A 26,085-nucleotide genomic window follows, 5' to 3' on the forward strand; every position below is an offset into this window, starting at 1 on the left:
CCCGGTATCCCGCACGTCACGGCACGCAAAGTCTCCAACGAAGTTTCAATGGTACGTTTGAGCCACATGAGCCAGGACATCCGAGCCTTCGTCCCCGAGCCGTGTGACCTTCTCGCCCTCGGCGAACCGACTCACCAGGAGCCCGCCTTCGGCGCGGTCCGCAACGAACTCTTCGCCCAGCTCGTCGAGCTCGGCTTCCGCTCGATCGCCCTCGAGACCGATCGCGTGGCCGCGTTCGCCGTCGACGACTACGTCAGCAACGGCACCGGAAACCTCGACTCGGTGATGAGCGAGGGCTTCTCCCACGCCTTCGGCGCCCTCGATGCCAATCGGCGCCTGGTCGCCCGGATGCGGGAGTACAACCGGGACAGACCGGCGCCGGAACGCCTGACCTTCCACGGTTTCGACATCCCGACCGAGAACACCAGCGCACCCAGCCCAAGAAGCTATTTCGAGTACGCCCGCGACTACCTCCACCTCGACAACCTCGACATCGCGGGCATCGCCGGCGACGACAACCGCTGGAGCCGCGACGAGGCGATCCTCGACTTCACCATGTCCATGGGCGCCACGCCCGAAGCCGAACAGCTGCGAAGAATCGGCGAGGACCTGCTCACGAAGCTGTACGCCCAAGCCCCAGAGCTGACCGCGACAACCTCGCGCGCTGAGTGGCTCCGGGCCAGGACGCACCTCGACGCCGGCCTGGGACTGCTCCACTACCACTGGCAGGCGGCCCAGCCCCACGGACAGAGCGACCGCATCAGCCTCCTCCTCACCACCCGGGACACCCTGATGGCCCGCAACCTGCTCGACATCCGCGGCATCGAGGCGCGGCGTGGCCCCACAATGCTCTTCGCCCACAACGCCCACCTGCAACGAAACGGAAGCTCCTGGAGCATGGGCGACCTCAGCGCCCAGTGGTTCGGCGCCGGCGCCATCGTCGACTCCGTACGGGCCGAGAGCTACTCCTTCATCGCGGGCAGCCTCGGGCGCAGTGGGGCGCTCGAGCTGGGGGAGCCCGCGCCGGACACCTTCGAAGGCTTCCTGCAGGGTCGCGTCACCGGCTGGGGCCTGATCCCGGCCGGCGAGGTGTCCCCGGCTCGCACGCGCACGGACACCGTCCCGCGACAGGGTTACTTCCCCCTCGACCAGGCGACGGTCGAGGGTGCCGACGCGATCATGCACGTCACCGGCCAGCCGTCAGGTGGGCAGACCATCGGGTCCCATGACATAACCGAACTGGGCGAGTGACCCCGCCCGATCGATCTCGTCAAGGTCCGCAGCGGCGAAGCTGGGCATCGGCGGCCGATCCGCGAAGTTGCGCCAGATTCTCATGGGCATCGAAAGGTATTCGAGTTCGACCGAGCCCTTCTCGATGTGGAATCCGCCGTCGCGCTCGAAGAGGAGAATCAGCGGCTCGAAGGGATCGTCCAGATCAGGCGGCACGTCGATGCCGGGCGTGGCTCGCAGCGCCGCCCAGTGAAGGATGAAAGGTGCCACCTGGGTGATGGCGTTCGAGGCGCCGGACCGCACCGTCTCGATAACCCGGTCCACGACCTCTTGGTCGGCACGGACGCCGGGGTCGATACACAGGGCGAGGTCGAAGAACGGGCCTCTGGTCTCACAGCCGTAGGCGGCTGCCCAGTGCGCTATGCGACGACAGTATTCCTTGAGCAGCGCGGCCTTCGACCACGCCTTGTCACCATGACGGGCGTAGTCGATGGCGCTTAGGCGGGCGGCCATGGCGAGTACGGCTTCATTGGCTGTCATCGTCCCAATCCTCGCAGGGCAGCGTCGACTATCTCATCCAGATTCGAGAGGTCATCGGCCATCCGGAGCTCGGAGCCGTCGATGCCGAAGGTTTGCCAGTGTTGCAAAGGATTCTCCGGCCGCCAGTGATTGGGAGCCAGATCATGTGCTCCGGGATGGTCGCGACTGAGGATGCTCACCCCGTCGGCGTCGAACGCGTCGGGGTGCGACGACCGGTAGGGCAGGCCCGCTGCCATCAGCCTGTTCTCGACGTACTCATGAGCGGCCAGGTTCCGGAAGCGATGCAGGTCCTCCGCGTTCAGGGTGCCATGGGTCGCGCCGTCCCACAGGTCGGCGATGTCGTCGTCCGGAGTGAAGTAGCCGCGCTCCACCTGGTGGGGGCCGAGCGCGATATCGTGCTGCTCGACGAAAAGGTTCTGACGCATCCCCTCGAGGATCCTCGGGTCGATGCCGGTGTTGGTGGCGGCCAGAGAGGTGTCACCAGGGCTGTCGCGGATGCGACGGTAGGCGTCGGCCGCGTGATCGCTGAACCCGTCGCCGGTGTCGACGAAGTCGGCGCCGCGCGGAAAGTCGGGTCGGAACTCGCTCGGTCGGGAGGCGGCGGGGGTGCCGCGTCGGCGTAGTTTGGCGAGGATGTCGGCGAGTTGGTCGAGCATCGGGTGGAGGCGGCGCAGGCTGTTGAGCAGGGCTCGGACGAAGTGCTGGATCTTGTTGGACCATTTGGCCACGAGCGCGGCGACCTGCCCGATCACGACCGGGCTGGCCAGGCCGAGGGTCAGTCCCTCCGCGGCGAGCCATTGCGGCAGCCGGGCGGCGAGGGTGCCGATGAACTCCGCGATCAGGTCGCGGACGATGCCGCGGACCAGGGCGACCAGGAGCCCGGCGCCCTCCACGGCGTAGGAGATGCCGCGGGCCGCGGTGGCGAGGCCCTCCAGGGTCTGCGTGTGCGTTCCGGCGTGCGCGCGGTACGCGTCGCCGGCCGCGCCGAACCAGTCGGTGGCCTCGGCGCGGAGGCGGTCGGCGTATTCCTGGCGGGCCCGGTCGGTGAAGGCGGCGACGTTGGCCCACGTGGCGGCGTGGCTGGCGATGTCGTCGGCGTTGCCGGCGAGCCGGTCGAGGGCGTCTTTGAGCGGTTTGACGTGCTCCATCAGCCACGAGACGCCCCACGAGACGAGGGTGCCGAGGGGATCGACCGCGAGGGAGAGCAGGTCGAGGGAGGCGCCGACGCCGCCGAGGGTGGCATCGACCCAGCTGTTGGCGCGGATGCCGTTGGTGATGTCGGTGGCGTCCCCGATCAGGCCGAGGCCGGTGGCCCAGGTGGTGGAGTCGTGGCTCGGGGCTACGAGGGGGCTGGTGCTCACAGCGGCAGTTCGGGGAGGGCGCCGGCCGTTCGCACCCTTCGGCCGGCCGCTTCGTCCGTCGCCGTGGTGCTGGCGGCGACGGCGCGTAGGCCTTGCGCGGTGTCGCGCAGGGCGTCGTCGGCGTCGTCGAGGGCGTCGACCGCCAGCTCGAAGAGGGGGGTCAGCAGGGTGGGGAGGAACTGGCAGAGCTGCCCGTACGCCTGGGAGTCCATGGTGACCTCCTGGACCGCCGAGCGGGCCTGGCGGACGGCGTCGGCGATGCCGTCGACGCTGGCGGCGTGGCGCGCGACGGCCGCCGCCGGGAACTGGATCTCGTCACCGGGCATGACGGTCGTCCTCGTCCCTCATGGCATTCCTTCCCCCGATTTGTCGCACTCTATGGCGCCGGCGAGAAGGCGGCAAGTGGTGGTGACAGTGCGTCGTTGTCCGGGCGCTCGGAGACACTTCACGGCAGCCTGACACGGTGATCACCATCATGTCGGCCATGTCGATCATGCGTGCGCTCACCGCGGTGACGGCGGCCCTGGTCCTGACGGGTTGCTCCGCCGCGCAAAGTCCCGAGGCCAAGAAGGAAGCCGGGCCGGCGCCCTCCGCCGTACCGTCGGCGTCCGGGCCGCCCGCGGCCCGCCCCGACCGTCAGCACGACGGGTGGCGTGACTCGGACATTCCCGTGTTCGGGCCCGCGCCCACGCCTGACAAGATCACTCTGCCGCCGGGGGACAGCGCGCCCTATCTGCTGAGCATTCCGACGAAGAACAAGGTGGCGTTTCTGACGATCGACGACGGTTTCCTCAAGCATCCCGAGGCGCCGAAGCTGATCGAGGCCGCGGGCGTACCCGTGACGTTGTTCCTGACCACCGATGCGATCAAGGACGACCCGGAGTACTTCCGACCGATGATCAAGGCCGGGGCGGTGGTCGAGTCCCACACGATCACGCACACCAGCCTGCGCGGCCAGTCGTACGAATTCCAGAAGCGTGAGCTCTGCGGCGCGGCCGACCGGCTGGCGAAGTGGTACGGGCGCCGCCCGACGCTCTTCCGCCCGCCCTTCGGCAACCAGGACGCGACGACCCTGAAGGCGGCGCGCGACTGCCGGATGAAGGCGGGCTTCATGTGGAAGGAGACCGTCCACAAGGGCAAGGTCCGCTTCCAGGAGGGGCGCCGCGTCCAGCCGGGCGACATCATCCTCATGCACTTTCGAGAGGCGTTCGTGGAGGACTTCATCTCCGCGCTGCGTGCCATCAAGAAGGCCGGCCTGACGCCGGCCCTCCTCGAGGACTACGTCCCGTAGGCTCAGCCACCCCATTGGGTGCGCTGAAGTCGTTGGGTGTGGCGGGCTCGGCGCAGCACGTAGCTGGCGAGGTTGAGTGTCCACAACGTCGGCCAGTAGATGACGAGTACGACCATGAGCAGGACCGCGATGGCGACGGCTCCGTAGGCCGTGTCCGACTCGATGACCTTGAAAGCGGCGACGACGCACACCGCTATCGCCACGACCAAGGCGATCGGCAGGAGCGCCGCCATCACTGTCCACGCTCTGCCGCCACGGAGCACGAGCCGCTCCAGGCCCACGGCGACGGGCGTCATCGCCAGGGTCGCGACGCCTACGACACCGGACACCCACAGGGCGGCTCCGGCATACTCCGAGGTCGAGAATTCGTCGTCGATGATGAAAAGCGCGACGAAGGGCGCGCTCAACAGTGCCCATAGGGCCATCATCGCCAGGACCGTGACCGCCGTGGTGAGCAGGTGGCGAATCACCAGCCAGCGCCCACTTCGCACCGCGAAGGGAGGGGGCGCCTGGTGGAGAACCGGGGCAGACATAAAACCTCTCTTAGGCTTGGCTCGGCTAGGGGACGGCCCGGGCCCTACGCGTCGACAGCCGCGCGGCTGTCCCAGCCCCGCGAGCACGGGCCACACCCTCGACACCCCACCAACCCCCGCCGCCATGTTTGACGTCATGCCACGAACCTAGGCATCCGACGTCAGCGCTTGATCGACGTGCTGTGAGACTTCTGTAAAGGTTCCGCTACCGCCGCGAAAAGAACCGCCGTTTCGGGCGGGGCGCCGCCGGTGGCACGTCGAGCCGCAGACCGCGGACGACGACGTCGACGGCTCGGCGGACGTCGTCCTCGTCGCCCTCGCGCGCCTGACCGGTGACCACCAGCAGGTCGTTTGGTGCGAGCACGGCGTACCGGTGTCGCTGCCACCACGCCTCGCCTTCGCGGACGTGGCGCAACTCCATCCACATCTCGTCCGCCGCCATGTCCGACGCGAGCAGTTCCTGCCCGGGTCCGATCAGCTGGTCCGGTGGCGGCACGAGCCCGCCGCCGGCGCAGCGAGGACCCCGCAGCATGACGAGCGCGCCGTCGGCGCCGTGGAACTCCACACTCCAGACGGTGGCGTCCGGGTCGGCGGTAACGACCCGCATTCCCTCCGGCCAGCGGCAGAGCATGCCCGCCTGGGACAGGGTCCAGTAGGTCTGGTCGTCGGCGGCCGGCTCGGCCGTCGCGCGCAGACCGCCGACGGCCGGCTCCATCATGAGCGAGGCGCGCCCGTCGTCGACGGTCACGACGTTGTTGGTGAGCCGCCCGTCCGCCACGGACGCCGACAGCAGCATGTCCGGGTGCTTGCCCGCGTCGCCGGCCCTGCCGACCTGGACCGCGTCAGTTGCCGTGAGTCGAAGCCCGTAGCCGATGATCTCCATGGCTGCGGGACGATAGACCATCGGCGCCCCTAGGCTGGTCACCATGACGAGGGGTTTCGATGACAGTCTGTCGCCGATTCCCGGGCAAAGGCCGCGTACACATCGGATCTGGCTGGCTACGCTTGTGATCTTCATCATCGCCTCCGTCGCCGCTGCCGGCGTTCCGTGGCTGATGTCGATCCGTTCTTCGCCCGCCTCCGCCGACGGCCCCGCGGTAGGCGATCCCGCTGCGGCCGGCGCCGCGCCCGCGGAGCAGTTCGCCGTCGTATGCGCGGCCCCACCCCGGATCGACGACGCGTACTGCGCTCGGATCGGCGCCGACATCGCCCGCAGGACCCGCCTGACGCCCGAGGAGCGGGAAACGGCCACCCGGCTCGCGCCGGCGGTGGACCAGGCCGCCGAAGGCTCGCGGGAGCACCGGGCCGGATGTGAGCCCGTGGCGGCGAACGTGTGCCGGCGGCTCGTCGCCGCGCCCGACGTCGACGACGTGCGCGACGCGCTGACGGCGGCCGGCTTTCCGGGGGTGGTCGTCCGGACGGCCCGGGCGGATGATCCCGCACCGGCCGGCGCCGTGCTGTACGCGGTCGAGGCCGGAGCGGCCTGTCTGCTCGGCTACCTGTCCCAGGATTCGGTGGGTGCCGGGTCGGCGCGGGTCGGTGGAAGGCTGCCCGACGGCACCTGCCTGGCCCGCTGAGTCGCGCTAGGGAAGCGGGCGGCGCATCGAATACGTGACGCCGTGCAGGCGGTGCGGTTCGTTGATGACGTGGATGGCGGCGCGGTCGTACGCCTGCCAGCCGGCCGCGCCCGCGCGGTTCAGGTGGCTGAGGTCGTCGAAGCGTTCGTCGGTGCCCCAGCGCAGCACGCCGCCCGGGTGGTAGAACGTGGCCGTCCAGTCCATGAAGCGGTCGGCGCCGAAGGTTCCGGCCGCCCGGTATTCGAGGCGTGCGTATTCCCAGTTGGTCACAGTCAAGATTATCTCTACGCGGCGCGGGGCCGCGCGTCACGACGCGCGGCCCCGCGGTGCTGGTGCGATGGTTCAGGCCACGTTGACCGCGGACCACGCGGCGGCGGTGGCGTTGTACTCGGCGCTGCCGGCGCCGTAGAGGTCGCGGGCGGCGTTGAGGGTCGCCGTGCGGGCCTGGGCGTACTTGGTGCTCGAGGTCATGTACGTGGTGAGCGCCTTGTAGAAGATCGCTCCGGCCTTGTCGTTGCCGATGCCGGTCACCGTGCTGTTGTTGCACGTCGGGCTGTTGTACTGGACGCCGTTGATGGTGTGGGCGCCGCTGCCGACGGCGAGCAGGAAGAAGGCGTGGTTGCCGACGCCGGACGAGTAGTGCACGTTGAGGTTGCCGACCGTGCTGCTCCAGCAGCTCGCCGAGTCGCCGTCCTTGGACGGGTCGTCCATGTAGCGCAGCGGCGTGTGGTCGAGCGCGATCTCCTCGCCGATCAGGTAGTCGGCGACGTCGGAGCTGTTGTTGGAGTGGAACTCGACCAGCGTGCCGAAGACGTCGCTCATCGACTCGTTGATGCCGCCGGACTCGCCACTGTAGACGAGGCCCGCCGTGCGGGAGGTGACGCCGTGGGTCATCTCGTGGCCGCCGACGTCCAGCGAGGCGAACGGGCCGTAGTTGGTGCCGTCGCCGTCACCGTAGATCATGCAGAAGCAGGTGTCGGACCAGCCGGCGTTGTTGTACCGGTTGCCGTAGTGCACCTTGTTGAAGCTGCCCTTGCCGTCGCCCGCGATGCCCCGGCGGCCGAACTTCTCGAGGTAGTAGTCCCACGTCTCGGCCACGCTGTACTGCGCGTCCACGGCCACCGTCTGGCGGTTGTTCAGCTGGCCGGTGCCCCACACGTTGTCGGCGTCGGTGAACAGGGTGCCCTGGCCGAAGCGGCGGTTGTTCATGTCGACGGTGTAGTTGTTGCCGCGCTCGGGGTCCTTGAGCTGGTACGTCGAGCCGGACTTGGTCGTGTCCAGTTCCACGGCGCCGACGTTGTAGCCGGTTCCGGTGCCCTCGACCGTCTGCACCTCGGCCCACTTGTCGACGACCTTGCCGCTGTGCGCGTCGACCAGCACGTGGGTCACGCCGTCGCCGCCGCTGGGGTCCGGCACCGTGACGACCGTGCGCCACACGAGCACCGGCGTCGCGGGCATCGCGTCCACGGCCAGGGTGGTGGGTGCGCCGGCGATGGCCCTACCGCCGAGCGCCTTCGCCGCGGCCTTGACCGCCTTGGCGGCGGTGAGCGTCGGAGATGTGGTCATGGTGATGGGCGCGAGCTGCGTCTTGGTCACGGCGCTCAGCGCGCCGGCGCCGCTCAGGTGGGCGATCACGTCGCCGCCGATGACCGGCAGCCCCTGGTGCGTACGGTCGAGGTGGACGTGGCTCGCGCCGTTCTTCTCGACCAGCACGCCGCGCTGGGCGAAGGTGTCCGAGCCGGCGGCGGCGAAGGCGGCCGGGTTGCTGCCGATGGCGTTCGTGGCGCGGCTGGCGGCGAGGGCGGGGGTTACCGGCTGCGGTTCGACGGCTGCCTGCGCCGCGACGGGAGCGGCGAGCGCTGCCGAGGCGGCCAGCGTGGTGGCGGTGACGATGGCTCTGGTGCGCACCGATTCTCCTCTCGTGGCCGACCGGGTGTGGCCGACTGGCATAGATCTTTGTGAATACCTCGCGAAATGGGAAGACCTTTCGGTGACAAACTTGTGACTCAGAGGTACATATATGGACGTCACTGACAACATTTCGCCGTCGATCTCTCAAGCACGCCGCCGCGGGGCCGATGAAAGCGGTCATGCACTCCACACCGCGCGCCGGCATCCTCGGTACGGGCTCGTACGTGCCCGAGCACGAGGTCACCAACGAGGCCCTGGTGGAGCGGGTGCCGGACACCACCGCCGAGTGGATCTCCCGCAAGACGCTGATCGAGGCCCGCCGCTTCGCCGCACCCGACCAGGCCACCTCCGACCTGGCCATCCGCGCCGCGGCCGCCGCGCTGGAGAGCGCCGGCATCCCCGCCGACCGGATCGACTACCTCATCGTGTCGACCTCGACCGGGGACTCGCCGCAGCCGCCGACCGCGTCGCTCGTGCAGCACGCGCTCGGCGCGCACCGGGCCGCCAGCTTCGACATCAACGTCGTCTGTGCCGGTTTCGTCTTCGGCCTGGCCCTCGCCGAGAGCCTCGTCGCCGTCCGGCCCGACGCGGTCGTCCTGGTCGTCGCCGCCGACGTGTACTCGCGCATCCTGGACTTCGATGACCGCCGCACCGCGATCCTCTTCGGCGACGGCGCGGGCGCCGCTGTCGTCGGTGCCGTGCCGGCGCCGTACGGAATCGTCGATCGGGAGCTGGTGAGCCGCGGGGACGCGCACGGGCTGATCCACGTCAAGGCCGGCGGAAGCCGGCTGCCCGCCTCCGCCGAGACCGTCGCCGCGGGCGACCATTTCTTCCGGATGAACGGCCGCGGCGTCCGTGACTTCGTCATGGACGGCGTGCCGCCGGTCCTGCACGACCTGCTCAAGCGGGCCGGCGTCACCGCGGCCGAGGTCGACCACTTCGTGCCGCATCAGGCGAACGGCATGATGATCTCCGAACTCGTGGAGGCCGCGGGCCTGAGCCACGCGCGTACCCATCTGGTGCTGGAGCGTTACGGCAACACCGGGAGTGCCTCGGTGGCGGTCGCGCTGGACGCGGCCGCGCGCTCCGGCGCGCTGGGCGATGGGGATCTCGTGCTGCTCGCCGGGTTCGGCGGCGGGATGTCCGTGGGCGCGGCCCTGCTGCGCTGGCACGCCGCCTGAGCGTCGCCGCGGGCCGCCTGAGCGGAGTGGATAGATAGAATTCGCCATATGGCTGCCCACGTGCGGGCCGGGGAAGCGCCGCCGGTCGTGTTCATCTCCCAGCTCGACTCCGGTGCCGACGTGTGGGAACCCGTCCCCGGCAAGCTGTCGACCGGCGTGACGACCGTGACCTACGACCGGCCCGGCACCGGTGGCGCGCCGCCCCGGCGAGCGCTGTACCAGCCGTTACCGCACAGCGCGTTCGCCGGCGAGCTCGCCGACCTTCTCGACGAGGCCGCCGTCACCGAGCCGGCGATCATCGTCGGGCACTCGTTCGGCGGGAACATCGCCCGGCTCTTCGCCGACCGGCACCCCGCCCGCGTGGCCGGCATGGTCTACATCGACTGCTCCATCCCACGGCAGCGGCTCTGGGACGGTCTGACACCGATCAAGGACGGGGGTACGCCCCTCGACATGGTCGTGGGAGAGGTGGAGGTGCTGCGTGCGGTGCCACCGGCGGTTCCGTCCATCGTGGTGGCCAGCGAGGCACACCGCTGGAACGAACCGCTGCCACATCCGGCGATCACCGACCTGTGGGAGACCTACCAACAGATCCTCGCCCGCCGGTCCGGAGCGCCGTTGATCATCGCCGAGGGCGTGGGTCACCAGATCCCCGCGGATGCTCCGGAGCTGGTCGCCCACTGTGTCGATGCCGTCGTTCGCGCGGTGCGTGCCGGTCTGCCGCTCGCCGTCGACGCGGTGGAACTGGCGGCCCTCGGCGGCCGGCTGACGACGCCCGGCCGGTGATCGCCGTCGTTACGCGGCGGTCTGGGTCGCCGCGACCGCCATCGTCGACCAGCGCATCGCCGCCATGACCGTGCCGGAGAGGTCGTCGCCGGAGTAGGCCGCGGCCACCGCGCTCAGGTCGCCACGCTCGTACGCGTTGACCACCCGCAGCACCTGGCCCAGCTTGCCGGTCCCGCGCTCCAGAGCCTTGGCGATCTCCGTGCTCAACGGCAGCTGGTGCGCGATCGCCGCCGGGGTCAGCCCGATCATCTGGGCCACCGCGGTGATCAACCCGGCCATGAACGCGGCGTCGGCGTTCGCGCCGAACGCCGGCGCGACGTTCTCGCAGAGCCGCGCGCGGGTCAGCGCGTCCGCCATCTGCACCTCGGTCGCCTCCGCGACGTCGTCGACGACCATGAGCATCGCCCACTGCCGGATGTGCGCGAGGCCGAGCATGACGACGGCCTGGCGCACGGAGGACACCCGGGTGGAGGATCCGGCGGCGGCCGAGTTGCTGGCCCGCAGCACCCGCATGGTCAGGGCCGGGTCGCGCGCGATGATGGCCAGCACCTGTTCCAGGTCGGCGTCCGAGGCGGACAGGACCCCGATGAGCTCGAGGCGGCGCAGCTTCGACGGGGTCAGGCTGGCCGCCGTCAGCACCTGCGGGCGGCTGAGCACGTAGCCCTGGCGCAGCTCGAAGCCGTACCGGTTGCTCAGCGCCAGCTGCTCGCCCGTCTCCAGGCCCTCGGCCACGATCTGGATCCTGGGATACTCCCGGCAGGCCTCGACGACCGCGTCGAGATGCCCCGGATCCGCCGCCAGCAGGTCCACCTTGACGAAGTCGGCCAGCGGCAGCAGCTGCTCGTGGCCCGAACCCCAGACGAAGTCGTCCAGCGCGATCCGGTAGCCCTGGGCGGCGAGCGCGGTGACGCCGGCGACGACCTCATCGTCGACGTCGACCGTCTCCAGCACCTCCAGCACCACGTGCTCGGGCCCGAACGGCAGGGTGAGCTCGCCGGTGAGGAACTCGCGCGTCATGTTGATGAAGCAGGTACGGTCGCCGACGACCTCGTCGATGCCGAACTCGGTGAACGTGTTGACGATGACCTGGCTGGTCGCGTACGTGTCGCGGCGGCCGGCCTCGACCGCCTCCATGCTGCCGCGGAACAGCAGCTCGTAGGCGACGACGTCGCCGGTCACGTCGAAGATCGGCTGCCGGCCGACATGCACGAGCTGAGTGCCCGGCAACGGGTACGGCACCATGGGGTTCACGTCGTCTTTGATCGGCCGTCCCGGCCCCGGCTTGAGGCTTCTGCGAGCAGGGCGTAGAACAGGGGCACTCTCGGAGCGGACTCTGGCAGTCGCCACCATCCGCGGGACGTGCGGTGCATGTGGGGCCACCGTGGCCAGGGCAACTCGTCGCTCTCGCGCAGCGACCGGATCCGCAGCCCGGCCCCACTGAGCGCGGTGACGACCTCGCCCAACCCGTGCGCCCACTCGTAACTGGTCGTCGCCTCGGTCAGCGCCGGCCCGTCGGTGTAGGTGCGCGTGGCATCGAGCTCCGCCGGGCCCCGCCCACCGATCAGATCGTTACGCAGCACCAACGCCGTCTCCTCCGGGTCGCCGGGAACCAGTCCGAGCGACACCAGGGCGGGATGAAACTCGACAATGTATGCCCGGCCGCCGGGCCGCAGCAGCTCGGCCAGCACCGCCGCCCAACGCTCCAGATCGGGCAGATAACACAGCGCGCCCTTGCCGGTGTAGACGACGTCGAACCGACCCCGGCCCAGAATCTCCGCGGCGTCGTAGACGTTGCCGCGCACGTACTCGACCTCGGCGCCCCGGTCGCCGGCGATCCGCCGGGCCTCGGCGACCGCGGCGCCGGACAGGTCGAGGCCGGTGACGCTGCGCGCGCCACGCAGGGCGAACGCGACGGTCTCGGTGCCCAGATGGCATTGCAGGTGCAGCACGTCGAGCCCGGCGAGGTCTCCCAGGTCCGCCCACTCGTATTCGGCGAACCAGTCCCGCGGATCGCGCCCGGCGACGTCGTAGAACCGGCTCGCCACATGGATCGGGGTGCGCTCGTCCCAGTTCGCCTCGATGCTCGCCATCCGGGCCCGGGTCGCTTCGTCGAAGAAGTCGGTCATGCCCTCGAGCTAAGCGTGTTCTGATCGTGCACCAGCAGCCAGGTCCCCCCGACCCGCGCGAAGACCAACGTCAACACATAGCTCATCGCGTACGGCCGACCGTCCGCGTCCAGGTCGTCGTAGCTGACGGCGTACGTGGCGAGCCCCGTGTCACCGGCCTGAGTGAGACGCATCGGCTCGAGCCGCCACGTCCAGTCGGGATCGGCGAACCAGCCCCGATGGAAGGCGGCCACCTCCTCACGCCCCGCCACCATCCGCCCATCCGGGGCGACGAGGGCGACCTCGTCGTGCACGGTGGCGAGAAACGCCTCCAGATCACGACCGGCGATGGTGGCGAGATGATGGTCGACGGCCTCGGCGAACTGCATACGATGATCCCTCCCGGCGCTGATGTGCCGGCGCAGCATGACAGCCGCCCGAACCCCCGGCACCACATTTACCGCGCGTCCCACCCGCCCGGCGCCGACAAGGTGCGCCGCGCGAGCCTTCCAAGCGGCCTGCCAGGATGGCGCCATGGACGAGATGATCACGCCAATCCTGCGAACCGACGACGCCCGGGCGTCGGCGGACTGGTACGCCCGGCTCGGGTTCGTCAGCCAGTGGGAGCACCGGTTCGAGCCCGGCTTTCCGCTCTTCCTGTGCGTCTCGCGAGGTCCTATGCGGATCTTCCTGTCGGAACACCGCGACGACGCCCGTCCCGACACGCTCCTGTACCTCCACATCGGCGACCTCGACGCCGTGGCCGCCGAGTTCGGAGTCGCGATCGAAGAGGCCCCGTGGGGACGGGAAATACACCTGCGGGACCCGGACGGGAACCGACTCCGGATAGGCGCCGCTCAGCACTGACGCCCGGCGGCGCGTGAGTAACCTCGTCGAGCGGTTGGCAAAGCTCCTGCGAGAACTCGCGCATGCCCTCGGTCGACGGTGCAACCCGTACTGCGACCATCTCAGCTGAACGCTCGCGGGAAACTTCGGAGCGGCTGGTCCGGCCCCATCTTCTTCGCAGCCGGTGACCGGTCAACTACGTCGCAGGTGCGCACTGGTGACGCGGGTCTCAGGTGACCAGAGTGCTGAGGATGCTGACTAGACATGCCGACTCGTTGCTGGTCGGCGAGACCCGAGGGTCGCCGATGGAGTTTCTGTTGCGGAGCCTGCCCACTTCGCATCTGGAGATCATCGTTGCGACGTACTTCCAGGGTCGGACGACCCGCGAGGCGGCGCGAGAGCTCGGTCTCGCACCGGACGCGGCGAACGCCCGGCTCTACCAGGCGATGCGCGGTCTGTCCCTCATGGTGGACACCTACCGCCGAGTTCACGCCGACCCTTGCTCCGCTGACTCAACGGAGTCCCACTGAGGAGTCCCACGGAGGGCCGCCTATTCGGGGGAGGCCAGGGCGTCGAGGACGGACTGGCCGAATTTGGCCAGCTTGGTCTCGCCGACGCCGCCGACCGTGGAGAGTTCGGCGAGGGAGCCCGGGCGCAGCGACGCGATCTGGCGCAGCGTGGCGTCGTGGAAGATGACGTAGGCGGGGACGCCGGCCTCGCGGGCGGCCGCGGCGCGCCAGGCGCGGAGGCGTTCGAAGAGCGCGGTGGCGGCCGGGTCGAGGTCGGCGGCCGGGGTGGCCTGTGCCGACGACGCGCGGCGGGCTCGGGGAGCGCGGGTGCGTTCCGGTTCACGGCGCATCATCACCTGGTGGTCGCCGCGCAGGACGGCGCCGCTCGCGTCGGTGAGGGTGAGGGTGCCGTATTCGCCTTCGACCGCGAGCAGGCCCTGGGCCAGGAGCTGCCGGACCACGCCGCGCCATTCCTGCTCGCGCAGGTCGGTGCCGATGCCGAAGACCGACAGCTCCTGGTGGCGGAACTGGGCGATCTTGTCGGTGCTCTTGCCGAGCAGGATGTCGATGGACTGGCCGGCGCCGAACTTCTGGCCGCGCTCGCGCTGGAGTCGCAGCACCGTCGACAGCAGCTTCTGGGCCGGGACCGTGCCGTCCCAGGACTCGGGCGGGGTCAGGCACGTGTCGCAGTTGCCGCAGGTGGCGTCGGCTGACTGGCCGAAGTAGGCGAGGAGTTGCGCGCGCCGGCACCGCACCGTCTCGCAGAGGGCCAGCATCGCGTCGAGGTGGGCGCCGAGGTTGCGGCGGTGCGCGAGGTCGCCGTCGGAGGTCTCGATCATCTTGCGTTGCTGGACGACGTCCTGCAGCCCGTAGGCCAGCCAGGCCGTCGACGGCAGCCCGTCGCGCCCGGCCCGGCCGGTCTCCTGGTAGTAGCCCTCGACCGACTTGGGCAGGTCGAGGTGGGCGACGAACCGGACGTCGGGCTTGTCGATGCCCATGCCGAACGCGATCGTGGCGACCATGACCAGGCCGTCCTCGCGCAGGAAGCGGCTCTGGTTGGTGGCGCGGGTCCGGGAGTCGAGGCCCGCGTGGTACGGCAGCGCGGCGACGCCGTTCTGGGTGAGGAACTCCGCGGTCTTCTCCACCGAGGCCCGGGAGAGGCAGTAGACGATGCCCGCGTCGCCGGGGTGCTCGGTGCGCAGCAGGTCGAGCAGTTGGCGCTTCGGCTCGTTCTTGCCGACGATGCGGTACTGGATGTTGGGGCGGTCGAAGCTGGCCGTGAAGTGTCGGGCGCCCGTGAGGTCGAGCCGGGTCGCGATCTCCTCGCGGGTGGCGCTGGTCGCCGTCGCGGTCAGGGCGATGCGCGGCACCTCGGGCCAGCGCTCGTGCAGCATCGACAGGTTGAGGTAGTCGGGCCGGAAGTCGTGGCCCCACTGCGAGACGCAGTGCGCCTCGTCGATCGCGAAGAGGGAGATCCTGCCCCGGTCGAGCAGGCGTTGGGTGGACGCGACGCCGAGCCCCTCGGGGGCGACGTAGAGCAGGTCGAGCTCGCCGGCGACGAAGAGCTGCTCGGTGAGGCGGCGCTCGTCGCCGTCCTGGGTCGAGTTGAGATATCCGGCCCGCACGCCGAGGGTGCGCAGCGCGTCGACCTGGTCCTGCATCAGGGCGATCAGCGGCGAGATCACCACGCCCGTGCCCTGGCGCACCAGCGCCGGGATCTGGTAACACAGCGACTTGCCGCCGCCGGTGGGCATCAGCACGAGGGCGTCGCCGCCGCCGATGACGTGCTCGATGATCTCTCGCTGCCCACCGCGGAAGTCGGCGTAGCCGAAGATCCGGTTGAGCACGTCAAAGGCGGGTCCGGCGAGCGGGGGAGCGGAAGTCACCCCGCGAGTTTAGTGACTCCGCCACGAGCGGGCCGCACCCTGTGGACGACGGCCGGCCGGTCGCTCAGTCGAAGTTCAATCCGCCCGTACGCGTGCGCTTGAGCTCGAAGAAGTCCGGGTAGCTGGCCAGGGCGACCGCGCCGTCGAAAACGCGGACCGCCTGCTCGCCGCGCGGAATGCTGCTGAGCACGGGGCCGAAGAACGCGACGCCGTCGATGTGCATGGTGGGTGTGCCGACGTCCTCGCCGACCGGGTCCATGCCCTCGTGGTGGCTGCGGCGCAGCTCGGCGTCGTACTCGTCGGTGTCGGCCGCCGCCGCGAGCTCGGCGGGCAGGCCGACCTCGGCGAGCGACTCGCCGATCAGCCGCTCGGAGTCCCTGACGCCCTGCCGGTGGATCCGGTTGCCGAGGGCCGTGTACAGCGGGCCGAGGACCTGGTCGCCGTGGTGGTGCGCGGCGGCGGTGACCACGCGGACGACGCCCAGCGACTGGTCGATGAGCTCGCGGTAGGCCGGCGGCACGTCACGCTTCTCGTTGAGCACGTAGAGGCTCATCACGTGCCAGCGCAGGTCGAGCTCGCGCTGCTTCTCGACCTCGAGGATCCAGCGGGACGTGATCCAGGCGAACGGGCAGGCCGGGTCGAAGTAGAAGTCGACAGTCGTCATGGTCGCCACGATAGGCCTCGCGGGCAGACCTCGCTGCCCGAACCCCCCGGTCAGCGCGGCAGCGGCTGGCCGGCCTGGTGGTCGGTCCGCTTCGCCGGGTCGGCCTGGTGCGGCAGCGCGACCAGGTCGAGCACGAGTTGCGCCGGGCTGCCCGTCGCCGCGCGCAGGTCCAGAACGCCGCCCTGCTGGCAGTGCTGGGCGACCACGTGGTGCAGGGCCGAGACGCCGGCGCTGGCGAGATGCGACACCCCGGTCAGGTCCACGACCAGCGGGAGGTTGCCGCCCCGGGTCCGGTGCAGCAGCTCCTGCCGCAGCTCCGGTGCGCTGTCGGCGTCGACCGTACCGGTGACGCGGACCTCGGTCTCGCCGGTGTCCTCGACGCTGAGCGGCTCGCCGGGAGCGGTTTGCCCGGTGGGCGGGTCGACCGGGCCGGGGGCGTGCGCGGGGCGTCGCAGCGGGTGGTGGATCGTGGCCACGGTTCCCCTCGCGCCGGGCACCACCCGCATGTCGTTCACGAGCTGGGAGGTCAGGGCGAGCCCGCGCCCGCGCAGTGACTTGCGGGTCGGTTCGCGCCACGAGCCGTGGTCGGTGATCTCGGCACCGATCTCGCCGGCCGGGGTGAGGCGTACGGTCAGGCGGACGTCGTCCTTGTCCGGCACGCCGTCGTAGCCGTGCTCGATGGCGTTCGTCAGCAGTTCGCCGATCGCGTGCTGGAGCACGAAGATGTCCTGATCGCCGGCGCCGACGGTGGCCAGCCATTCGGCCAGCGCGCAGCGGCCCGTCCGCAGCGAGGACAGCTCCGCGGGCAGGTCCAGGGTGAGGACGGACGGCGGGTCCACGCGCTGCGCGGCCAGCAGGGTGATGTCGTCGCGGTGGCCGGTGGCCCGGACCATCAGCTCGACGGTCTGGGCGCAGACCCGTTCCGCGGCGGTCGTGCCCGGATCGTGCAAGGCCCGGCCGGCGGCGGCCCGCGCGGCGGTACGGGCCAGCTCGGCCCGGCTCTCCGACAGCGCCACGCCGGGGCGTTCGAGAATGCCGTCGCTGTAGAGCAGTATCAGGTCTCCCGTGTCGACAGCCTCGGTGTGTAGGCCGAACCTGCCACCTGTGCCGAGCGGCGTGCCCCCGGTCGAGGGCAGGAACCGGGCCTCCCCGGCGGCCGTGACCAGCAACGGCGCCGGATGCCCGGCCGTGCAGTAGGTGAAGGTCCCGCGGACGGTCTCGAGGATGCCGACGCAGACCGTCGTCGCGTGGGCGGCGGGCAGCCGCCGGGCGAAGCGGTCGGCCGCGGCCAGTGCCTCGCCGACATCCGCGCCGTCGTCGAGCCGGTTGTGCAATACCGCCCGCAGCTGCCCCATCACTCCGGAGGCGGCGACGCCGTGTCCCACGACGTCACCCACGACCAGCGCCACCGTGGCGTCGGGGCGCACGATGGCGTCGAACCAGTCTCCGCCGGCCGCCCGCTCGCTGTCGGCGAGCAGGTAGCTGGCCGAGATCTGCGCGCCGGGCAGCACCGGCAGCCCCTCCGGCAACAGCTCCCGCTGCAGGGCGGTGATCACGTCCCGGGTCTGCTCGTAGCGTTCGCGCAGCTCGGCGGTGCGGTTCTCGGCAGCGAGGCGGGCGTGCACGATCTCGGTCACGTCGAAGCCGGCGCCGATGACACCGCGGATGGTGCCGTCCTCCCGGCGCCAGGCGCTGATGGTGAAGTTGGTGTAGAGCTCCCGCGTCGAGCCGTCCGGGTGGGTGAGCGTCGCGCGCCACTCGGCCCCGGCGACCGGCTCGCCGGTGGCGTACACGCTCGCGTACATCTCGATCCACTGCTGGCCGTCGACGTCCGAGACGGCCTCGGCGAGCGGGCGGCCCACCACGTCGCGGCCGGGCATCAGGGCGCGGGTGGCCGCGTTCACCCACACGATCCGCAGCTCGGGACCCTCGCAGACGAAGACGATGAACGGCATCTGCTCGGCGGCCGAGGTGATCAGGGGATCACCTAACTCCTCGTCGCCCATCGCAACATCATGCTGCCCGCCGCGCCGATTGGCACCCCGGGAGTCCCGGGTTCACCAACCTGGGTGTCCGGGTCAGAGTCCCGGGATGTCGAGGGTGTGCGCGGTGTGCGTCGCCTTCGTCGCGAGATACCGCAGGTTGGCCGGGGACAGGTGCACCCCGGTCGGGATCCGCTCCTTGATCTCCACCCCGTACGCCTGCAGTTGGGCGGCCTTGTCCGGGTTGTTGCTCAGCAGCCGGATCTTGTCGGCGCCGAGTGCCAGCAGCATCTGCGCGGCGGCCGTGTAGTCGCGCTCGTCCTCGCCCCGCCCGAGCGCCACGTTCGCCTCGTACGTGTCGAGCCCGGCCTCCTGCAGCGCGTACGCGTCGAGCTTGGCGTACAGGCCGATGCCGCGGCCCTCCTGGCGCAGGTAGAGCAGTAGCCCGCCGGTGCCGGCGATGCGTTCCACCGCCTCCCGCAGCTGGGGACCGCAGTCGCAGCGCTGGCTGCCGAAGACGTCGCCGGTCAGGCATTCGCTGTGCGGGCGCACCAGCGGAGCGTCGCCGATCGCGTTCTCCCAGTCGCCCAGGCCCAGCGCCAGGTGCTCACGGCCGTCGACGAGGCCGTCGAACGTCAGTACGCGTGCCGTGGTCGCGTACCCGTCGGCGAAGCGCAGGGGAACCGTGACGCGGGTCCGTACGGTGGCTTGCGGGACGTCCTTCCAGCCCAGCGTTCCCATCGGGTCCCCATTTCGGTGGTCGGATTTGGGTTCAATCACGGCGGTCAACGCATCACTCCTGGAACCGGTCGGAAAGGGCGTATCGCAGCAGGACCACGTCGCCGATCTGGCGGACCGCGATCAGGTCGGCGCGGCGGTGCGGACCCCAGGGGAACGCGCCGTCGCCGACGAAACGGGGCGCCTTGGAGTCGCCGACGAAGAACGGCGCGACCACCAGCTGGAGCTCGTCGGCGAGCCCGGCGGTGAGGAACTGGGTGTGCATGCTGCCGCCGCCCTCGACCATGAGCCGGCCGATGCCGCGGCGGGCGAGGTCGGCGGTCACACCGGGCAGGTCGATCGGAGCGCCGGCGTCGACCACCGTGGCCAGGCCGTCCAGCTTGTGCCGCGCCGACGGCACGGCCGGGGTGGCGCAGTAGACGAGCTTCTCCGCCTCGCCGAGGGTGAAGAAGCGGGCCCGCGGATCGAGGTCGCAGCTGCCGGTCACGGTGACCTTGACCGGGTCGGGCCGCTCGCCGCGGGCCACCCGGGACCGGCGCCGGGCCTCGTCGCGGATCAGCAGCCGCGGGTTGTCCTGGCGGACCGTGCCGGCGCCGACGAGGATCGCGTCGCAGCCGGCACGGACCTCGTCGACCCGGTCGAAGTCGTCGTCGTTGGAGAGCAGCAGCCGCTCGTCGCCGGCGCTGTCGACATATCCGTCGATGGACATGCCGCAGCTCAGCAGGACGTACGGTCGATCTTCCACGGACCCAACATAATCGGCATCGAGGGTGATGGCACACTCACGCACTGCTGCCGACCAGCTCCCGTGCGGGCAGCGCGAGGGCCGGTCGCGCCGCGAGGATCTCGATGGCGACGGGCGCCGGCCGCGTGGCGATCGCCGCCGGCCTGGTCGCGATCGTCGCCGGGCGGGTCGCCCTGGTGCGGGCCCGGGCCAGCGCCCGTGCGGCGATGACGGCCAGGCCGGGCAGCGCCGCCACGAAGGCGAACAGTCCGTAGACCACCGCGATGGTCAGGCCCTGGGTGGCGCTGAGGCCCGCGGCGCCGAACGCCCACGCCGTCACGCCCTCGCGGGGTCCCCAGCCGCCGATGTTCAGCGGCAGCGTCATGGCGAGCAGGGCCAGCAGCATCAGCGGGGCCAGGCGCAGCAGCGAGGCGTCGGAGCCGGCCGCGCGGGCCGCCACCACGAACGTCGCCAGGTGCCCGGCGAGCACGGCGGTGGAGGCGAGCACGATGCCGGGCCAGTTGCGGCGGGCGAGCAGGCCGGTGCGGATCTCGCTGATCGCGGTGCGGGCCGCGCGGGCCCACCGGGACGCTCCGCGCCGCATCCGTCCCATCGCCACGACCAGCACGACCGCGAGGCCGGCGGTGGCGGCGGCCGCGATCGCGACCGTACGGCCGTGCTCCCGCAGCTGCGTCAGGACCGGCGACGGTACGGTCAGCAGCACGGTGAGGCCCACCGTCACCAGGACGATCTGCCCGGCCGTGCGTTCCAACACCACCGCGCGTACGCCGCGACCGACGTCGCCCGCGTCCCTGCCGTGCTGCACGGCCCGGTCGACATCGCCGAGCACCCCACCCGGCAGAGCCGCGTTGATGAACAACGCCTTGTAGTAGTCGGCGATCGCGCCCCGCAGGGACAGGCGCAGGCCCAGACCGCGGGCGACCAGGCACCAGCGCCAGGCGCTGAGGACCGTGGTGGCCACGCCGATCGCGAACGCGGCGCCCACGGTGCCCGCGTCGATCACCCGCAGCCCGTCGAGGAACGCGCCCGTGCCCAGGCGCCAGAGCAGCACGGCGAGGATGGTCACCCCGCCGAGCACTCGCACCCACGCCCAGATCGATCGGTTCATTTGCCGTCCCCTCCGCGATCACCCTTCACGCATCACATACGTCCGGGTGGCGGCGGACGGTTCAGACTTTCTGCGCCAGAAGATCTTGATGCCCGACCGTGACCCGCAGCTCGCCGGCTTCCGCCGCCGCCAGCCGCGCCTTGAGATAGTCGTCGGTGGGCAGGTCGGGGCGCTGAACGGCGGCCGCGGCGACCCAGCCGCGCAGCCACTCGGCGCTCAGCGCGGCCTGCCCGGGACCCAACCGCCACGGGCTCGGCCGCGTCGTCACGGCGGCCCCGGCGGTCGCGAAGGCCTCCGCCGCCGCCCCGACCGCCTCCGGCCCGAGCAGCCAGCGGCCGCCGATCTCGCGGCGCTGGTGCTCGTTGAACGCGGCGGCCACCTCGGCGTCGAGCGGGTGCGGCGGGTCGAGGGTCACCTCGCCGACGACCGACAGGGTGAACAGGGCGGGGGCGCCGGCCTCTACGCAGACCTCGGCCAGCGCCCGGACCTCGTCGGCGGTGAACAGATCGAGCAGCGCCGAGCACGTGACCAGGGACACCCCACGCAGGTCGTCGGGCGTGAGCGACGTCACGTCGCCCTCGACCGTCTCGACGGTCACCGGGCTGCCGTCCGCCGCGGCCGGCGGGACGTGCGCGGCCGCGTAGGCCAGCAGCGCCGGGTCGCGGTCGTGCAGGATCCACCGCTGCGGCCCGGGCAGCCGCGGCGCCAGCCAGCGCGCCATCGAGCCGGTGCCACACCCCAGGTCGCGCACGACGAGACCGTCGCCGGTCGGGAGCAGGTCGATCAGGTCGGTGGCACGGGCGGCCGCGTCGGCGGGCTCGCGCAGCGACAGCCAGCCGGTGCTGAACTCTCCGGTCATGGGTGGAGTACCTCGCTCAATCGTCGTGTCGTGGAGTCCCAGCCGCGCAGCGTGCCCCGGCGGTCCCGGGCGGCGGTGCGCCATCGTCGGCGCAGACCGTCGTCGGTGAGCCACCGTCGCAGGGCACCGGCCAGGGACTGTACGTCGCCGGGCGGCACGAGCCCACCCGGAACGGTGCCGTCGGGTGCGCGGCCGATCGCTTCCGGCACGCCCTCGACCCGGGTGCCGAGCACCGGGACCGCCCGCGCGAGGGCCTCGGTGACCACCATCCCGTAGGTCTCTGCGCGCGACGGCAGCACCAGCAGGTCGGCGGAGGCGTAACAGGCCTCCAGCGCGGCACCGGCGCGGGTGCCGGGGAATCGCACGCGGTCGCCCGCGCGGGCCAGGACCCCGGCGGCGAAGTCGCGGTCGGCGTCGAGGGCGCCGACGCAGACGCACTCCCAGGCGAGATCGTCGAGCGTGAGCAGCGCCTCCACCAGCACGTCCTGGGCCTTGCGCGGGGTGACGGACGCCACACAGAGCAGCCGGCCGCCGGCCGCGCTGCCCACGGTCTCCGGCGCCGGATCGACGCCGGGAAGCGCGACGTGCACGCTGCCCGCCGCGAGGCCGTGCAGGTGTTCGAGGCGCCGGGCGGCGCCCGCGCTGGTCGCCACCACGGCGTGGACGGCGTGCAGGGTGCGGCGTTCCCTGGCGGGCAGGTCCGGCGCGGCCCCGGTCTCGTCGCCGAGCGGCAGGTGGACGAGAACGACCAGGCGCAGGCGACCCGCCTGCGCCTCGACGACGTGGGGGGTCGCGCACGCCACCAGACCGTCCATCAGCACCGTCGCGCCGTCGGGCACCGCCCGTAGCTCGCCCGCCAGGCGGGCCTCGTCGTCCTTCGACGGGTACGGCCAGGGCGCCGCGACCGCGATCTCGTGGATCTCGCGGGTCGCGGCCAGCCCGGTCAGGACCCGGCGGTCGTACGTGTTGCCGCCGCTGGGTGCCGCCGGGTCGTCGATGTCGCCCGGCAGCACCGCGTAGAGCGGATCGGTCACAGGTCTCGCTCGTAGCCGGCCCACGCGATGTGGGACTCGTGCAGGGTCACGGCGATGCCGGTGAGCCCGCCCGCGCCCGCGCCGAGCTCGCCGGCGGCGACCTTGTCGGCTAGCCGGTCGGCGATGACCTTGGCGAGGAACTCGGTCGACGTGTTGACGCCCGTGAAGTCGGACTCGTCGTCGAGGTTGCGATAGCTCAGGCCCGCGCAGATGGCGTGCAGCTGCTGGCCGGCCAGGCCCATGTCGACCACGATGTTGTCGTCGTCCAGCTCGCGGCGCTTGAAGGTCGCGTCGACGACGAACGTGGCGCCGTGCAGCTTCTGGGCGGGTCCGAAGACCTCGCCGGAGAAGCTGTGCGCGATCATGATGTGGTCACGGACGGTGACGCTGAACATTCACTCTCCAGTCGGATAGGTGATCAGGTGGCACAGTGCGGGTAGCTCGCCGTTGGTCAGCCGGGGCATGACCTCCGGCAGCTCCGCGAAGTCGGATTCGCCAGTCAGCAGCGTGTCGAAGACCGGGTCGGCGAGCAGGTCCAGGGCGACGGCGAGCCGGTCGGCGTACGTCCGTCGACCGCGCCGGGCCGGGGCGATGCCGCCGACCTGACTGCTCCTGATGGTCAGGCGGCGGGAGTGGAAGAACTCGCCGAGCGGTACGCTGACCCGCTGGTCGCCGTACCAGCTCAGCTCGATGACCGTACCCTCGTCGGCCAGCAGTTCGAGCGAGCGGGTCAGGCCGGCGGCGGTGGCGCTGGCGTGCACGACGAGGTCGCAGTCGCCGGTGGCGTCGGCCGGCAGCGCGAAGTCCACGCCCATCGCGCGGGCGACGGCGGCCCGGTCCGGGTTCGCGTCCACGAGCTGCACCCGCGCGCCGGGGAAGCGGGAGAGGATCGCGGCGACGCCGGCGCCGACCATCCCGGCGCCGACGACGGCGATCCGGTCGCCGACCAGGGGCGCGGCGTCCCACAGCGCGTTCAGCGCGGTTTCCACCGTGCCGGCGAGGACGGCCCGGGCGCTCGGCACGGAGTCCGGCACGACGGTCACCGACTCGGCCGGGACGACGTAGCGGGTCTGGTGCGGGTAGAGGCAGAACACCGTGCGGCCGAGCAGTTTCGCCGGGCCTTGCTCGACCACACCGACGTTGAGATAGCCGTACTTGACCGGGGCCGGGAAGTCGCCCTCCTGGAACGGCGCGCGCATGGCGGCGTGCTGGCTCTCCGGCACCCCGCCGCGGAAAACGAGCGTCTCCGTGCCCCGGCTCACGCCCGAATGCAGGGTGCGGACCAGGACCTCGCCGGGTCCGGGGTCGGGCAACCGCACCGTCCGTATCTCGCCTTTGCCGGGCGTGACCAGCCAGAACGCGCTCGCCGTACCTGTCATCGGGTGAATCTCCTCGCCACGGGTGAACCGAACGCGCGGACCGTGCGTGTTCAGGGGCAACTGCGGCAACCATACGCGGGACCTGATCTTGCATACCCGGAGGCGCGTGACTATGAGTATCGACACGATGACCGCCCGCACCGAGCGGGGACCCCTGGCCGGGGTGGTCGTCCAGCTCGTGCTCATGGCGCTGCTGGCCGCGACGACCGGGCTGAGCCTGGCCGGCTGGCTGGTCGGCACGGCCTATGCGGTGGCGCTGTGCCTGCTGCTCCGCGCCGGGATGCGGCGAGCCGGCATGCGCGTGCTCGGGCCGGCCAACGCCGTGACCCTGGGCCGGGCGACGCTGGTCGGTGCGGTCACCGCCCTCGTGGTGACCTCCTTCGAGCGGCCCGTCGCCCTGCCGGCGCTGGTCGCCCTCGTCGGGGTCGCCCTCGCCCTCGACGGCGTGGACGGCCAGGTCGCCCGGCGGACGAACAGCACCACGCCGCTGGGGGCCCGCTTCGACATGGAGATCGACGCGTTCCTCATCCTCGTGCTGAGCGTCTTCATCGCCGGCGCGTTCGGCTGGTGGACGGTCGCCATCGGTGCCTTCCGGTACGCCTTCGTCGCCGCCTCGTGGGCCGCGCCGTGGCTCAACGGCGCTCTTCCGCCGAAGTTCTCCCGCAAGGTCGTCGCCGCGGCGCAGGGCGTCGTGCTGGTGGTGGCGACCGCGAGCCTGCTGCCGGAGCCGGTGGCGTTCGTCGCGCTGGCCGGCGCCCTGATCTCGCTCACCTGGTCGTTCGGGCGCGACATCGCGTGGCTGTGGCGCACCGAGCAGGCTCGGCGGGCCGCGGTCGCGCCCGCCCGCCGCGTCCCGGTGGCACGCCGCGCTCGGCCCTCCCGCCGTCCCGCGTCCGTCAGCGCCTGATCCTCAGCCGACCCGGGCGACGGCGCCCTCCGGGGCGGGCGGCACCACGTCCGGGTGCAGGATCGCCGCGATCGCCTCGACCCCGGCGACCACGCGGGGGCCGGGCCGCACGACCAGCGCGTCACCGTCGATGGCCCACACCCGCGCACCGGGAAAGTGCGGCACCACCCGCGCCGCCTGGTCCGCGGCGCCCTCCAGGTGGAAGCCGCAGGGCGTGACCAGCACCACCTCGGGTCGTGCGGCGGCGAGCTCCGCCCAGGTCGTCTCCACCGAGCGCTGACCGGGACGGGCGGCCACCGGCTCGCCGCCGGCGGCCGTGATCAGGTCGGGCACCCAGTGTCCGGCGGTGAACGGCGGGTCCACCCACTCGACGACCGCCACCCGGGGCCGGGGCCGACCCGCCACCGCCGCCGCGACCGCGTCGAGCCGGGCCCGCAGCGAGGACACCAGGGCGGCGGCCCGGTGCGGCACCCCGGCCCGCTCACCCACCTCGACGAAGGTCTCCAGCACCTCGGCCAGCGAGTACGGGTCCAGCGAGACCACGTCCGCCCGGCAGCCCAGATGGTCCAGGGCGCCGGAGACCTGCCCGGATGGCAGAGCGCACACCCGGCACAGGTCCTGGGTGAGGATCAGGTCCGGGTCGAGGTCCGCGAGCGCGCCCGCGTGCAGGGTGTAGAGGTCGGCACCGGCCGCCATCTGGGACTTCACGTAGGCGTCGATCTCACTCGGGGTCATGCCGCGGGTGTCGCGGCCGCCGACCACCACCGTCTTCTCGGCACGGGCCGTCGGCGGCTCGTCGCATTCGAAGGTGACGCCGACCAGGTCGTCGCCGAGGCCGAGGGCGTACACGATCTCGGTGGCGGAGGGCAGCAGGGAGACGAGGCGCATGACCGGTCAGTGTGCCGTACCGTCA

General features: G+C 71.4%; 29 protein-coding genes. 8 read left to right on the top strand and 21 right to left on the bottom strand.

Annotated elements, in window-relative coordinates; translation table 11 throughout:
• Window positions 1–66: 66 nt before the first annotated feature.
• Complete coding sequence (locus tag AB0M36_RS12565; protein WP_364155835.1) at window positions 67–1,251, top strand: erythromycin esterase family protein; 1,185 nt, start codon at window positions 67–69, stop codon at window positions 1,249–1,251.
• Here AB0M36_RS12565 and AB0M36_RS12570 read toward each other — a convergent pair.
• Genes AB0M36_RS12570 through AB0M36_RS12580 form a run of 3 tightly spaced genes read right to left on the bottom strand, consistent with a single transcriptional unit; the run spans window position 1,201 to window position 3,457 of the window.
• Window positions 1,201–1,770 (bottom strand): hypothetical protein, encoded by a 570-nt coding sequence (locus AB0M36_RS12570; RefSeq protein WP_364155836.1) that lies wholly within the window; start codon window positions 1,768–1,770, stop codon window positions 1,201–1,203. The two genes, AB0M36_RS12565 and AB0M36_RS12570, sit on opposite strands and share 51 nt — an antisense overlap.
• Entirely contained in the window at window positions 1,767–3,131 is a 1,365-nt protein-coding gene (locus tag AB0M36_RS12575; protein ID WP_364155838.1) for a hypothetical protein, read from the bottom strand. The genes AB0M36_RS12570 and AB0M36_RS12575 overlap by 4 nt, the downstream gene beginning before the upstream one ends.
• Complete coding sequence (locus tag AB0M36_RS12580) at window positions 3,128–3,457, bottom strand: type VII secretion target (protein WP_364155840.1); 330 nt, start codon at window positions 3,455–3,457, stop codon at window positions 3,128–3,130. The genes AB0M36_RS12575 and AB0M36_RS12580 overlap by 4 nt, the downstream gene beginning before the upstream one ends.
• Before the next feature lie 158 nt (window positions 3,458–3,615).
• Here AB0M36_RS12580 and AB0M36_RS12585 point away from each other — a divergent pair, with 158 nt between their 5' ends.
• The gene (locus AB0M36_RS12585; RefSeq protein ID WP_364155841.1) at window positions 3,616–4,422 is read left to right on the top strand and encodes a polysaccharide deacetylase family protein; all 807 of its coding nucleotides are present in this window, start codon (window positions 3,616–3,618) and stop codon (window positions 4,420–4,422) included.
• 2 nt (window positions 4,423–4,424) lie between these two features.
• Here the strand turns inward: AB0M36_RS12585 and AB0M36_RS12590 are convergent, their stop codons facing one another.
• Both AB0M36_RS12590 and AB0M36_RS12595 read right to left on the bottom strand, forming a co-directional pair.
• Window positions 4,425–4,955, bottom strand: a complete 531-nt coding sequence (locus AB0M36_RS12590) for a hypothetical protein (protein ID WP_364155843.1) — start codon at window positions 4,953–4,955, stop codon at window positions 4,425–4,427.
• Window positions 4,956–5,160: 205 nt separating this feature from the next.
• Window positions 5,161–5,838 carry a hypothetical protein gene (locus AB0M36_RS12595; protein WP_364155844.1) on the bottom strand — a complete coding sequence of 226 codons (678 nt, stop codon included), beginning with the start codon at window positions 5,836–5,838 and terminating at the stop codon, window positions 5,161–5,163.
• A gap of 124 nt (window positions 5,839–5,962) precedes the next feature.
• Here AB0M36_RS12595 and AB0M36_RS12600 point away from each other — a divergent pair, with 124 nt between their 5' ends.
• Window positions 5,963–6,532: a hypothetical protein gene (locus AB0M36_RS12600; RefSeq protein WP_364155845.1), complete on the top strand. Its 570-nt coding sequence runs from the start codon at window positions 5,963–5,965 to the stop codon at window positions 6,530–6,532.
• A 6-nt stretch (window positions 6,533–6,538) separates the two neighbouring features.
• Here the strand turns inward: AB0M36_RS12600 and AB0M36_RS12605 are convergent, their stop codons facing one another.
• A complete protein-coding gene (locus AB0M36_RS12605; protein WP_364155846.1) occupies window positions 6,539–6,802 on the bottom strand; it encodes a hypothetical protein in 264 nt (87 codons plus the stop codon).
• A gap of 72 nt (window positions 6,803–6,874) precedes the next feature.
• A complete protein-coding gene (locus AB0M36_RS12610) occupies window positions 6,875–8,440 on the bottom strand; it encodes a M4 family metallopeptidase (protein ID WP_364155848.1) in 1,566 nt (521 codons plus the stop codon).
• 182 nt (window positions 8,441–8,622) lie between these two features.
• On the opposite strand from AB0M36_RS12610, the gene AB0M36_RS12615 reads away from it, so the two are divergent.
• The gene (locus tag AB0M36_RS12615) at window positions 8,623–9,624 is read left to right on the top strand and encodes a ketoacyl-ACP synthase III (RefSeq protein ID WP_364155849.1); all 1,002 of its coding nucleotides are present in this window, start codon (window positions 8,623–8,625) and stop codon (window positions 9,622–9,624) included.
• Between the two features lie 48 nt (window positions 9,625–9,672).
• On the top strand, window positions 9,673–10,410 hold the full coding sequence (locus tag AB0M36_RS12620) for an alpha/beta hydrolase family protein (RefSeq protein ID WP_364155850.1): 738 nt from the start codon (window positions 9,673–9,675) through the stop codon (window positions 10,408–10,410).
• A 9-nt stretch (window positions 10,411–10,419) separates the two neighbouring features.
• Here the strand turns inward: AB0M36_RS12620 and AB0M36_RS12625 are convergent, their stop codons facing one another.
• From AB0M36_RS12625 to AB0M36_RS12635, 3 genes are read right to left on the bottom strand one after another with little or no spacing between them, the layout of a single operon-like run.
• Entirely contained in the window at window positions 10,420–11,652 is a 1,233-nt protein-coding gene (locus AB0M36_RS12625; RefSeq protein WP_364156618.1) for an HDOD domain-containing protein, read from the bottom strand.
• Window positions 11,653–11,657: 5 nt separating this feature from the next.
• Window positions 11,658–12,536, bottom strand: coding sequence for a class I SAM-dependent methyltransferase (locus AB0M36_RS12630; RefSeq protein ID WP_364155851.1), 879 nt, complete (start codon window positions 12,534–12,536; stop codon window positions 11,658–11,660).
• Window positions 12,533–12,904, bottom strand: coding sequence for a nuclear transport factor 2 family protein (locus AB0M36_RS12635; RefSeq protein WP_364155852.1), 372 nt, complete (start codon window positions 12,902–12,904; stop codon window positions 12,533–12,535). Before AB0M36_RS12635 ends, AB0M36_RS12630 begins: the two co-directional genes overlap by 4 nt.
• 145 nt (window positions 12,905–13,049) lie before the next feature.
• On the opposite strand from AB0M36_RS12635, the gene AB0M36_RS12640 reads away from it, so the two are divergent.
• Window positions 13,050–13,382, top strand: a complete 333-nt coding sequence (locus tag AB0M36_RS12640; protein ID WP_364155853.1) for a glyoxalase superfamily protein — start codon at window positions 13,050–13,052, stop codon at window positions 13,380–13,382.
• Window positions 13,383–13,612: 230 nt separating this feature from the next.
• Window positions 13,613–13,891, top strand: coding sequence for a sigma factor-like helix-turn-helix DNA-binding protein (locus tag AB0M36_RS12645; RefSeq protein ID WP_364155855.1), 279 nt, complete (start codon window positions 13,613–13,615; stop codon window positions 13,889–13,891).
• A gap of 20 nt (window positions 13,892–13,911) precedes the next feature.
• On the opposite strand, the gene recQ is transcribed toward AB0M36_RS12645, so the two are convergent.
• From recQ to AB0M36_RS12695, 10 genes are all read right to left on the bottom strand, one after another.
• Entirely contained in the window at window positions 13,912–15,756 is a 1,845-nt protein-coding gene (recQ, locus tag AB0M36_RS12650) for a DNA helicase RecQ (RefSeq protein WP_364155856.1), read from the bottom strand.
• 64 nt (window positions 15,757–15,820) lie between these two features.
• Window positions 15,821–16,420, bottom strand: coding sequence for a DsbA family protein (locus tag AB0M36_RS12655; RefSeq protein ID WP_364155858.1), 600 nt, complete (start codon window positions 16,418–16,420; stop codon window positions 15,821–15,823).
• A gap of 50 nt (window positions 16,421–16,470) precedes the next feature.
• A complete protein-coding gene (locus tag AB0M36_RS12660; protein WP_364155860.1) occupies window positions 16,471–18,426 on the bottom strand; it encodes a SpoIIE family protein phosphatase in 1,956 nt (651 codons plus the stop codon).
• A gap of 72 nt (window positions 18,427–18,498) precedes the next feature.
• Window positions 18,499–19,143 carry a GTP cyclohydrolase II gene (ribA, locus tag AB0M36_RS12665; protein WP_364155862.1) on the bottom strand — a complete coding sequence of 215 codons (645 nt, stop codon included), beginning with the start codon at window positions 19,141–19,143 and terminating at the stop codon, window positions 18,499–18,501.
• Between the two features lie 52 nt (window positions 19,144–19,195).
• Complete coding sequence (locus AB0M36_RS12670; protein ID WP_364155864.1) at window positions 19,196–19,885, bottom strand: dihydrofolate reductase family protein; 690 nt, start codon at window positions 19,883–19,885, stop codon at window positions 19,196–19,198.
• A gap of 37 nt (window positions 19,886–19,922) precedes the next feature.
• Window positions 19,923–20,993, bottom strand: coding sequence for a lysylphosphatidylglycerol synthase transmembrane domain-containing protein (locus AB0M36_RS12675; protein ID WP_364155866.1), 1,071 nt, complete (start codon window positions 20,991–20,993; stop codon window positions 19,923–19,925).
• A gap of 61 nt (window positions 20,994–21,054) precedes the next feature.
• Complete coding sequence (locus AB0M36_RS12680; RefSeq protein ID WP_364155867.1) at window positions 21,055–21,852, bottom strand: class I SAM-dependent methyltransferase; 798 nt, start codon at window positions 21,850–21,852, stop codon at window positions 21,055–21,057.
• The gene (locus AB0M36_RS12685) at window positions 21,849–22,886 is read right to left on the bottom strand and encodes a glycosyltransferase family 4 protein (protein ID WP_364155868.1); all 1,038 of its coding nucleotides are present in this window, start codon (window positions 22,884–22,886) and stop codon (window positions 21,849–21,851) included. The genes AB0M36_RS12680 and AB0M36_RS12685 overlap by 4 nt, the downstream gene beginning before the upstream one ends.
• Window positions 22,883–23,281, bottom strand: coding sequence for a 6-carboxytetrahydropterin synthase (locus AB0M36_RS12690; RefSeq protein WP_364155869.1), 399 nt, complete (start codon window positions 23,279–23,281; stop codon window positions 22,883–22,885). Before AB0M36_RS12690 ends, AB0M36_RS12685 begins: the two co-directional genes overlap by 4 nt.
• Window positions 23,282–24,265 (bottom strand): 3-hydroxyacyl-CoA dehydrogenase NAD-binding domain-containing protein, encoded by a 984-nt coding sequence (locus tag AB0M36_RS12695; protein WP_364155871.1) that lies wholly within the window; start codon window positions 24,263–24,265, stop codon window positions 23,282–23,284.
• Window positions 24,266–24,377: 112 nt separating this feature from the next.
• On the opposite strand from AB0M36_RS12695, the gene AB0M36_RS12700 reads away from it, so the two are divergent.
• A complete protein-coding gene (locus AB0M36_RS12700; RefSeq protein ID WP_364155873.1) occupies window positions 24,378–25,172 on the top strand; it encodes a CDP-alcohol phosphatidyltransferase family protein in 795 nt (264 codons plus the stop codon).
• A 3-nt stretch (window positions 25,173–25,175) separates the two neighbouring features.
• Here AB0M36_RS12700 and AB0M36_RS12705 read toward each other — a convergent pair whose 3' ends face one another.
• On the bottom strand, window positions 25,176–26,060 hold the full coding sequence (locus tag AB0M36_RS12705; RefSeq protein ID WP_364155875.1) for an ABC transporter substrate-binding protein: 885 nt from the start codon (window positions 26,058–26,060) through the stop codon (window positions 25,176–25,178).
• Between the last annotated feature and the right edge of the window lie 25 nt (window positions 26,061–26,085).

The organism is Actinoplanes sp. NPDC051346 (genome assembly GCF_040682215.1).
In the GTDB taxonomy this organism is placed as follows: domain Bacteria; phylum Actinomycetota; class Actinomycetes; order Mycobacteriales; family Micromonosporaceae; genus Actinoplanes.

Coding starts and splice junctions, on each gene's coding strand:
- AB0M36_RS12655 (WP_364155858.1), bottom strand. CDS start 16,420: ATGACGACTGTCGACTTCTACTTCGACCCGGCCTGCCCGTTCGCCTGG.
- AB0M36_RS12595 (WP_364155844.1), bottom strand. CDS start 5,838: ATGGAGATCATCGGCTACGGGCTTCGACTCACGGCAACTGACGCGGTC.
- AB0M36_RS12565 (WP_364155835.1), top strand. CDS start 67: ATGAGCCAGGACATCCGAGCCTTCGTCCCCGAGCCGTGTGACCTTCTC.
- AB0M36_RS12615 (WP_364155849.1), top strand. CDS start 8,623: ATGCACTCCACACCGCGCGCCGGCATCCTCGGTACGGGCTCGTACGTG.
- AB0M36_RS12570 (WP_364155836.1), bottom strand. CDS start 1,770: ATGACAGCCAATGAAGCCGTACTCGCCATGGCCGCCCGCCTAAGCGCC.
- ribA (WP_364155862.1), bottom strand. CDS start 19,143: ATGGGAACGCTGGGCTGGAAGGACGTCCCGCAAGCCACCGTACGGACC.
- AB0M36_RS12620 (WP_364155850.1), top strand. CDS start 9,673: ATGGCTGCCCACGTGCGGGCCGGGGAAGCGCCGCCGGTCGTGTTCATC.
- AB0M36_RS12590 (WP_364155843.1), bottom strand. CDS start 4,955: ATGTCTGCCCCGGTTCTCCACCAGGCGCCCCCTCCCTTCGCGGTGCGA.
- AB0M36_RS12705 (WP_364155875.1), bottom strand. CDS start 26,060: ATGCGCCTCGTCTCCCTGCTGCCCTCCGCCACCGAGATCGTGTACGCC.
- AB0M36_RS12580 (WP_364155840.1), bottom strand. CDS start 3,457: ATGCCCGGTGACGAGATCCAGTTCCCGGCGGCGGCCGTCGCGCGCCAC.
- AB0M36_RS12630 (WP_364155851.1), bottom strand. CDS start 12,536: ATGACCGACTTCTTCGACGAAGCGACCCGGGCCCGGATGGCGAGCATC.
- AB0M36_RS12680 (WP_364155867.1), bottom strand. CDS start 21,852: ATGACCGGAGAGTTCAGCACCGGCTGGCTGTCGCTGCGCGAGCCCGCC.
- AB0M36_RS12660 (WP_364155860.1), bottom strand. CDS start 18,426: ATGGGCGACGAGGAGTTAGGTGATCCCCTGATCACCTCGGCCGCCGAG.
- AB0M36_RS12645 (WP_364155855.1), top strand. CDS start 13,613: ATGCTGACTAGACATGCCGACTCGTTGCTGGTCGGCGAGACCCGAGGG.
- AB0M36_RS12585 (WP_364155841.1), top strand. CDS start 3,616: ATGTCGATCATGCGTGCGCTCACCGCGGTGACGGCGGCCCTGGTCCTG.
- AB0M36_RS12675 (WP_364155866.1), bottom strand. CDS start 20,993: ATGAACCGATCGATCTGGGCGTGGGTGCGAGTGCTCGGCGGGGTGACC.
- AB0M36_RS12640 (WP_364155853.1), top strand. CDS start 13,050: ATGGACGAGATGATCACGCCAATCCTGCGAACCGACGACGCCCGGGCG.
- AB0M36_RS12700 (WP_364155873.1), top strand. CDS start 24,378: ATGAGTATCGACACGATGACCGCCCGCACCGAGCGGGGACCCCTGGCC.
- AB0M36_RS12690 (WP_364155869.1), bottom strand. CDS start 23,281: ATGTTCAGCGTCACCGTCCGTGACCACATCATGATCGCGCACAGCTTC.
- AB0M36_RS12695 (WP_364155871.1), bottom strand. CDS start 24,265: ATGACAGGTACGGCGAGCGCGTTCTGGCTGGTCACGCCCGGCAAAGGC.
- AB0M36_RS12625 (WP_364156618.1), bottom strand. CDS start 11,652: ATGGTGCCGTACCCGTTGCCGGGCACTCAGCTCGTGCATGTCGGCCGG.
- AB0M36_RS12635 (WP_364155852.1), bottom strand. CDS start 12,904: ATGCAGTTCGCCGAGGCCGTCGACCATCATCTCGCCACCATCGCCGGT.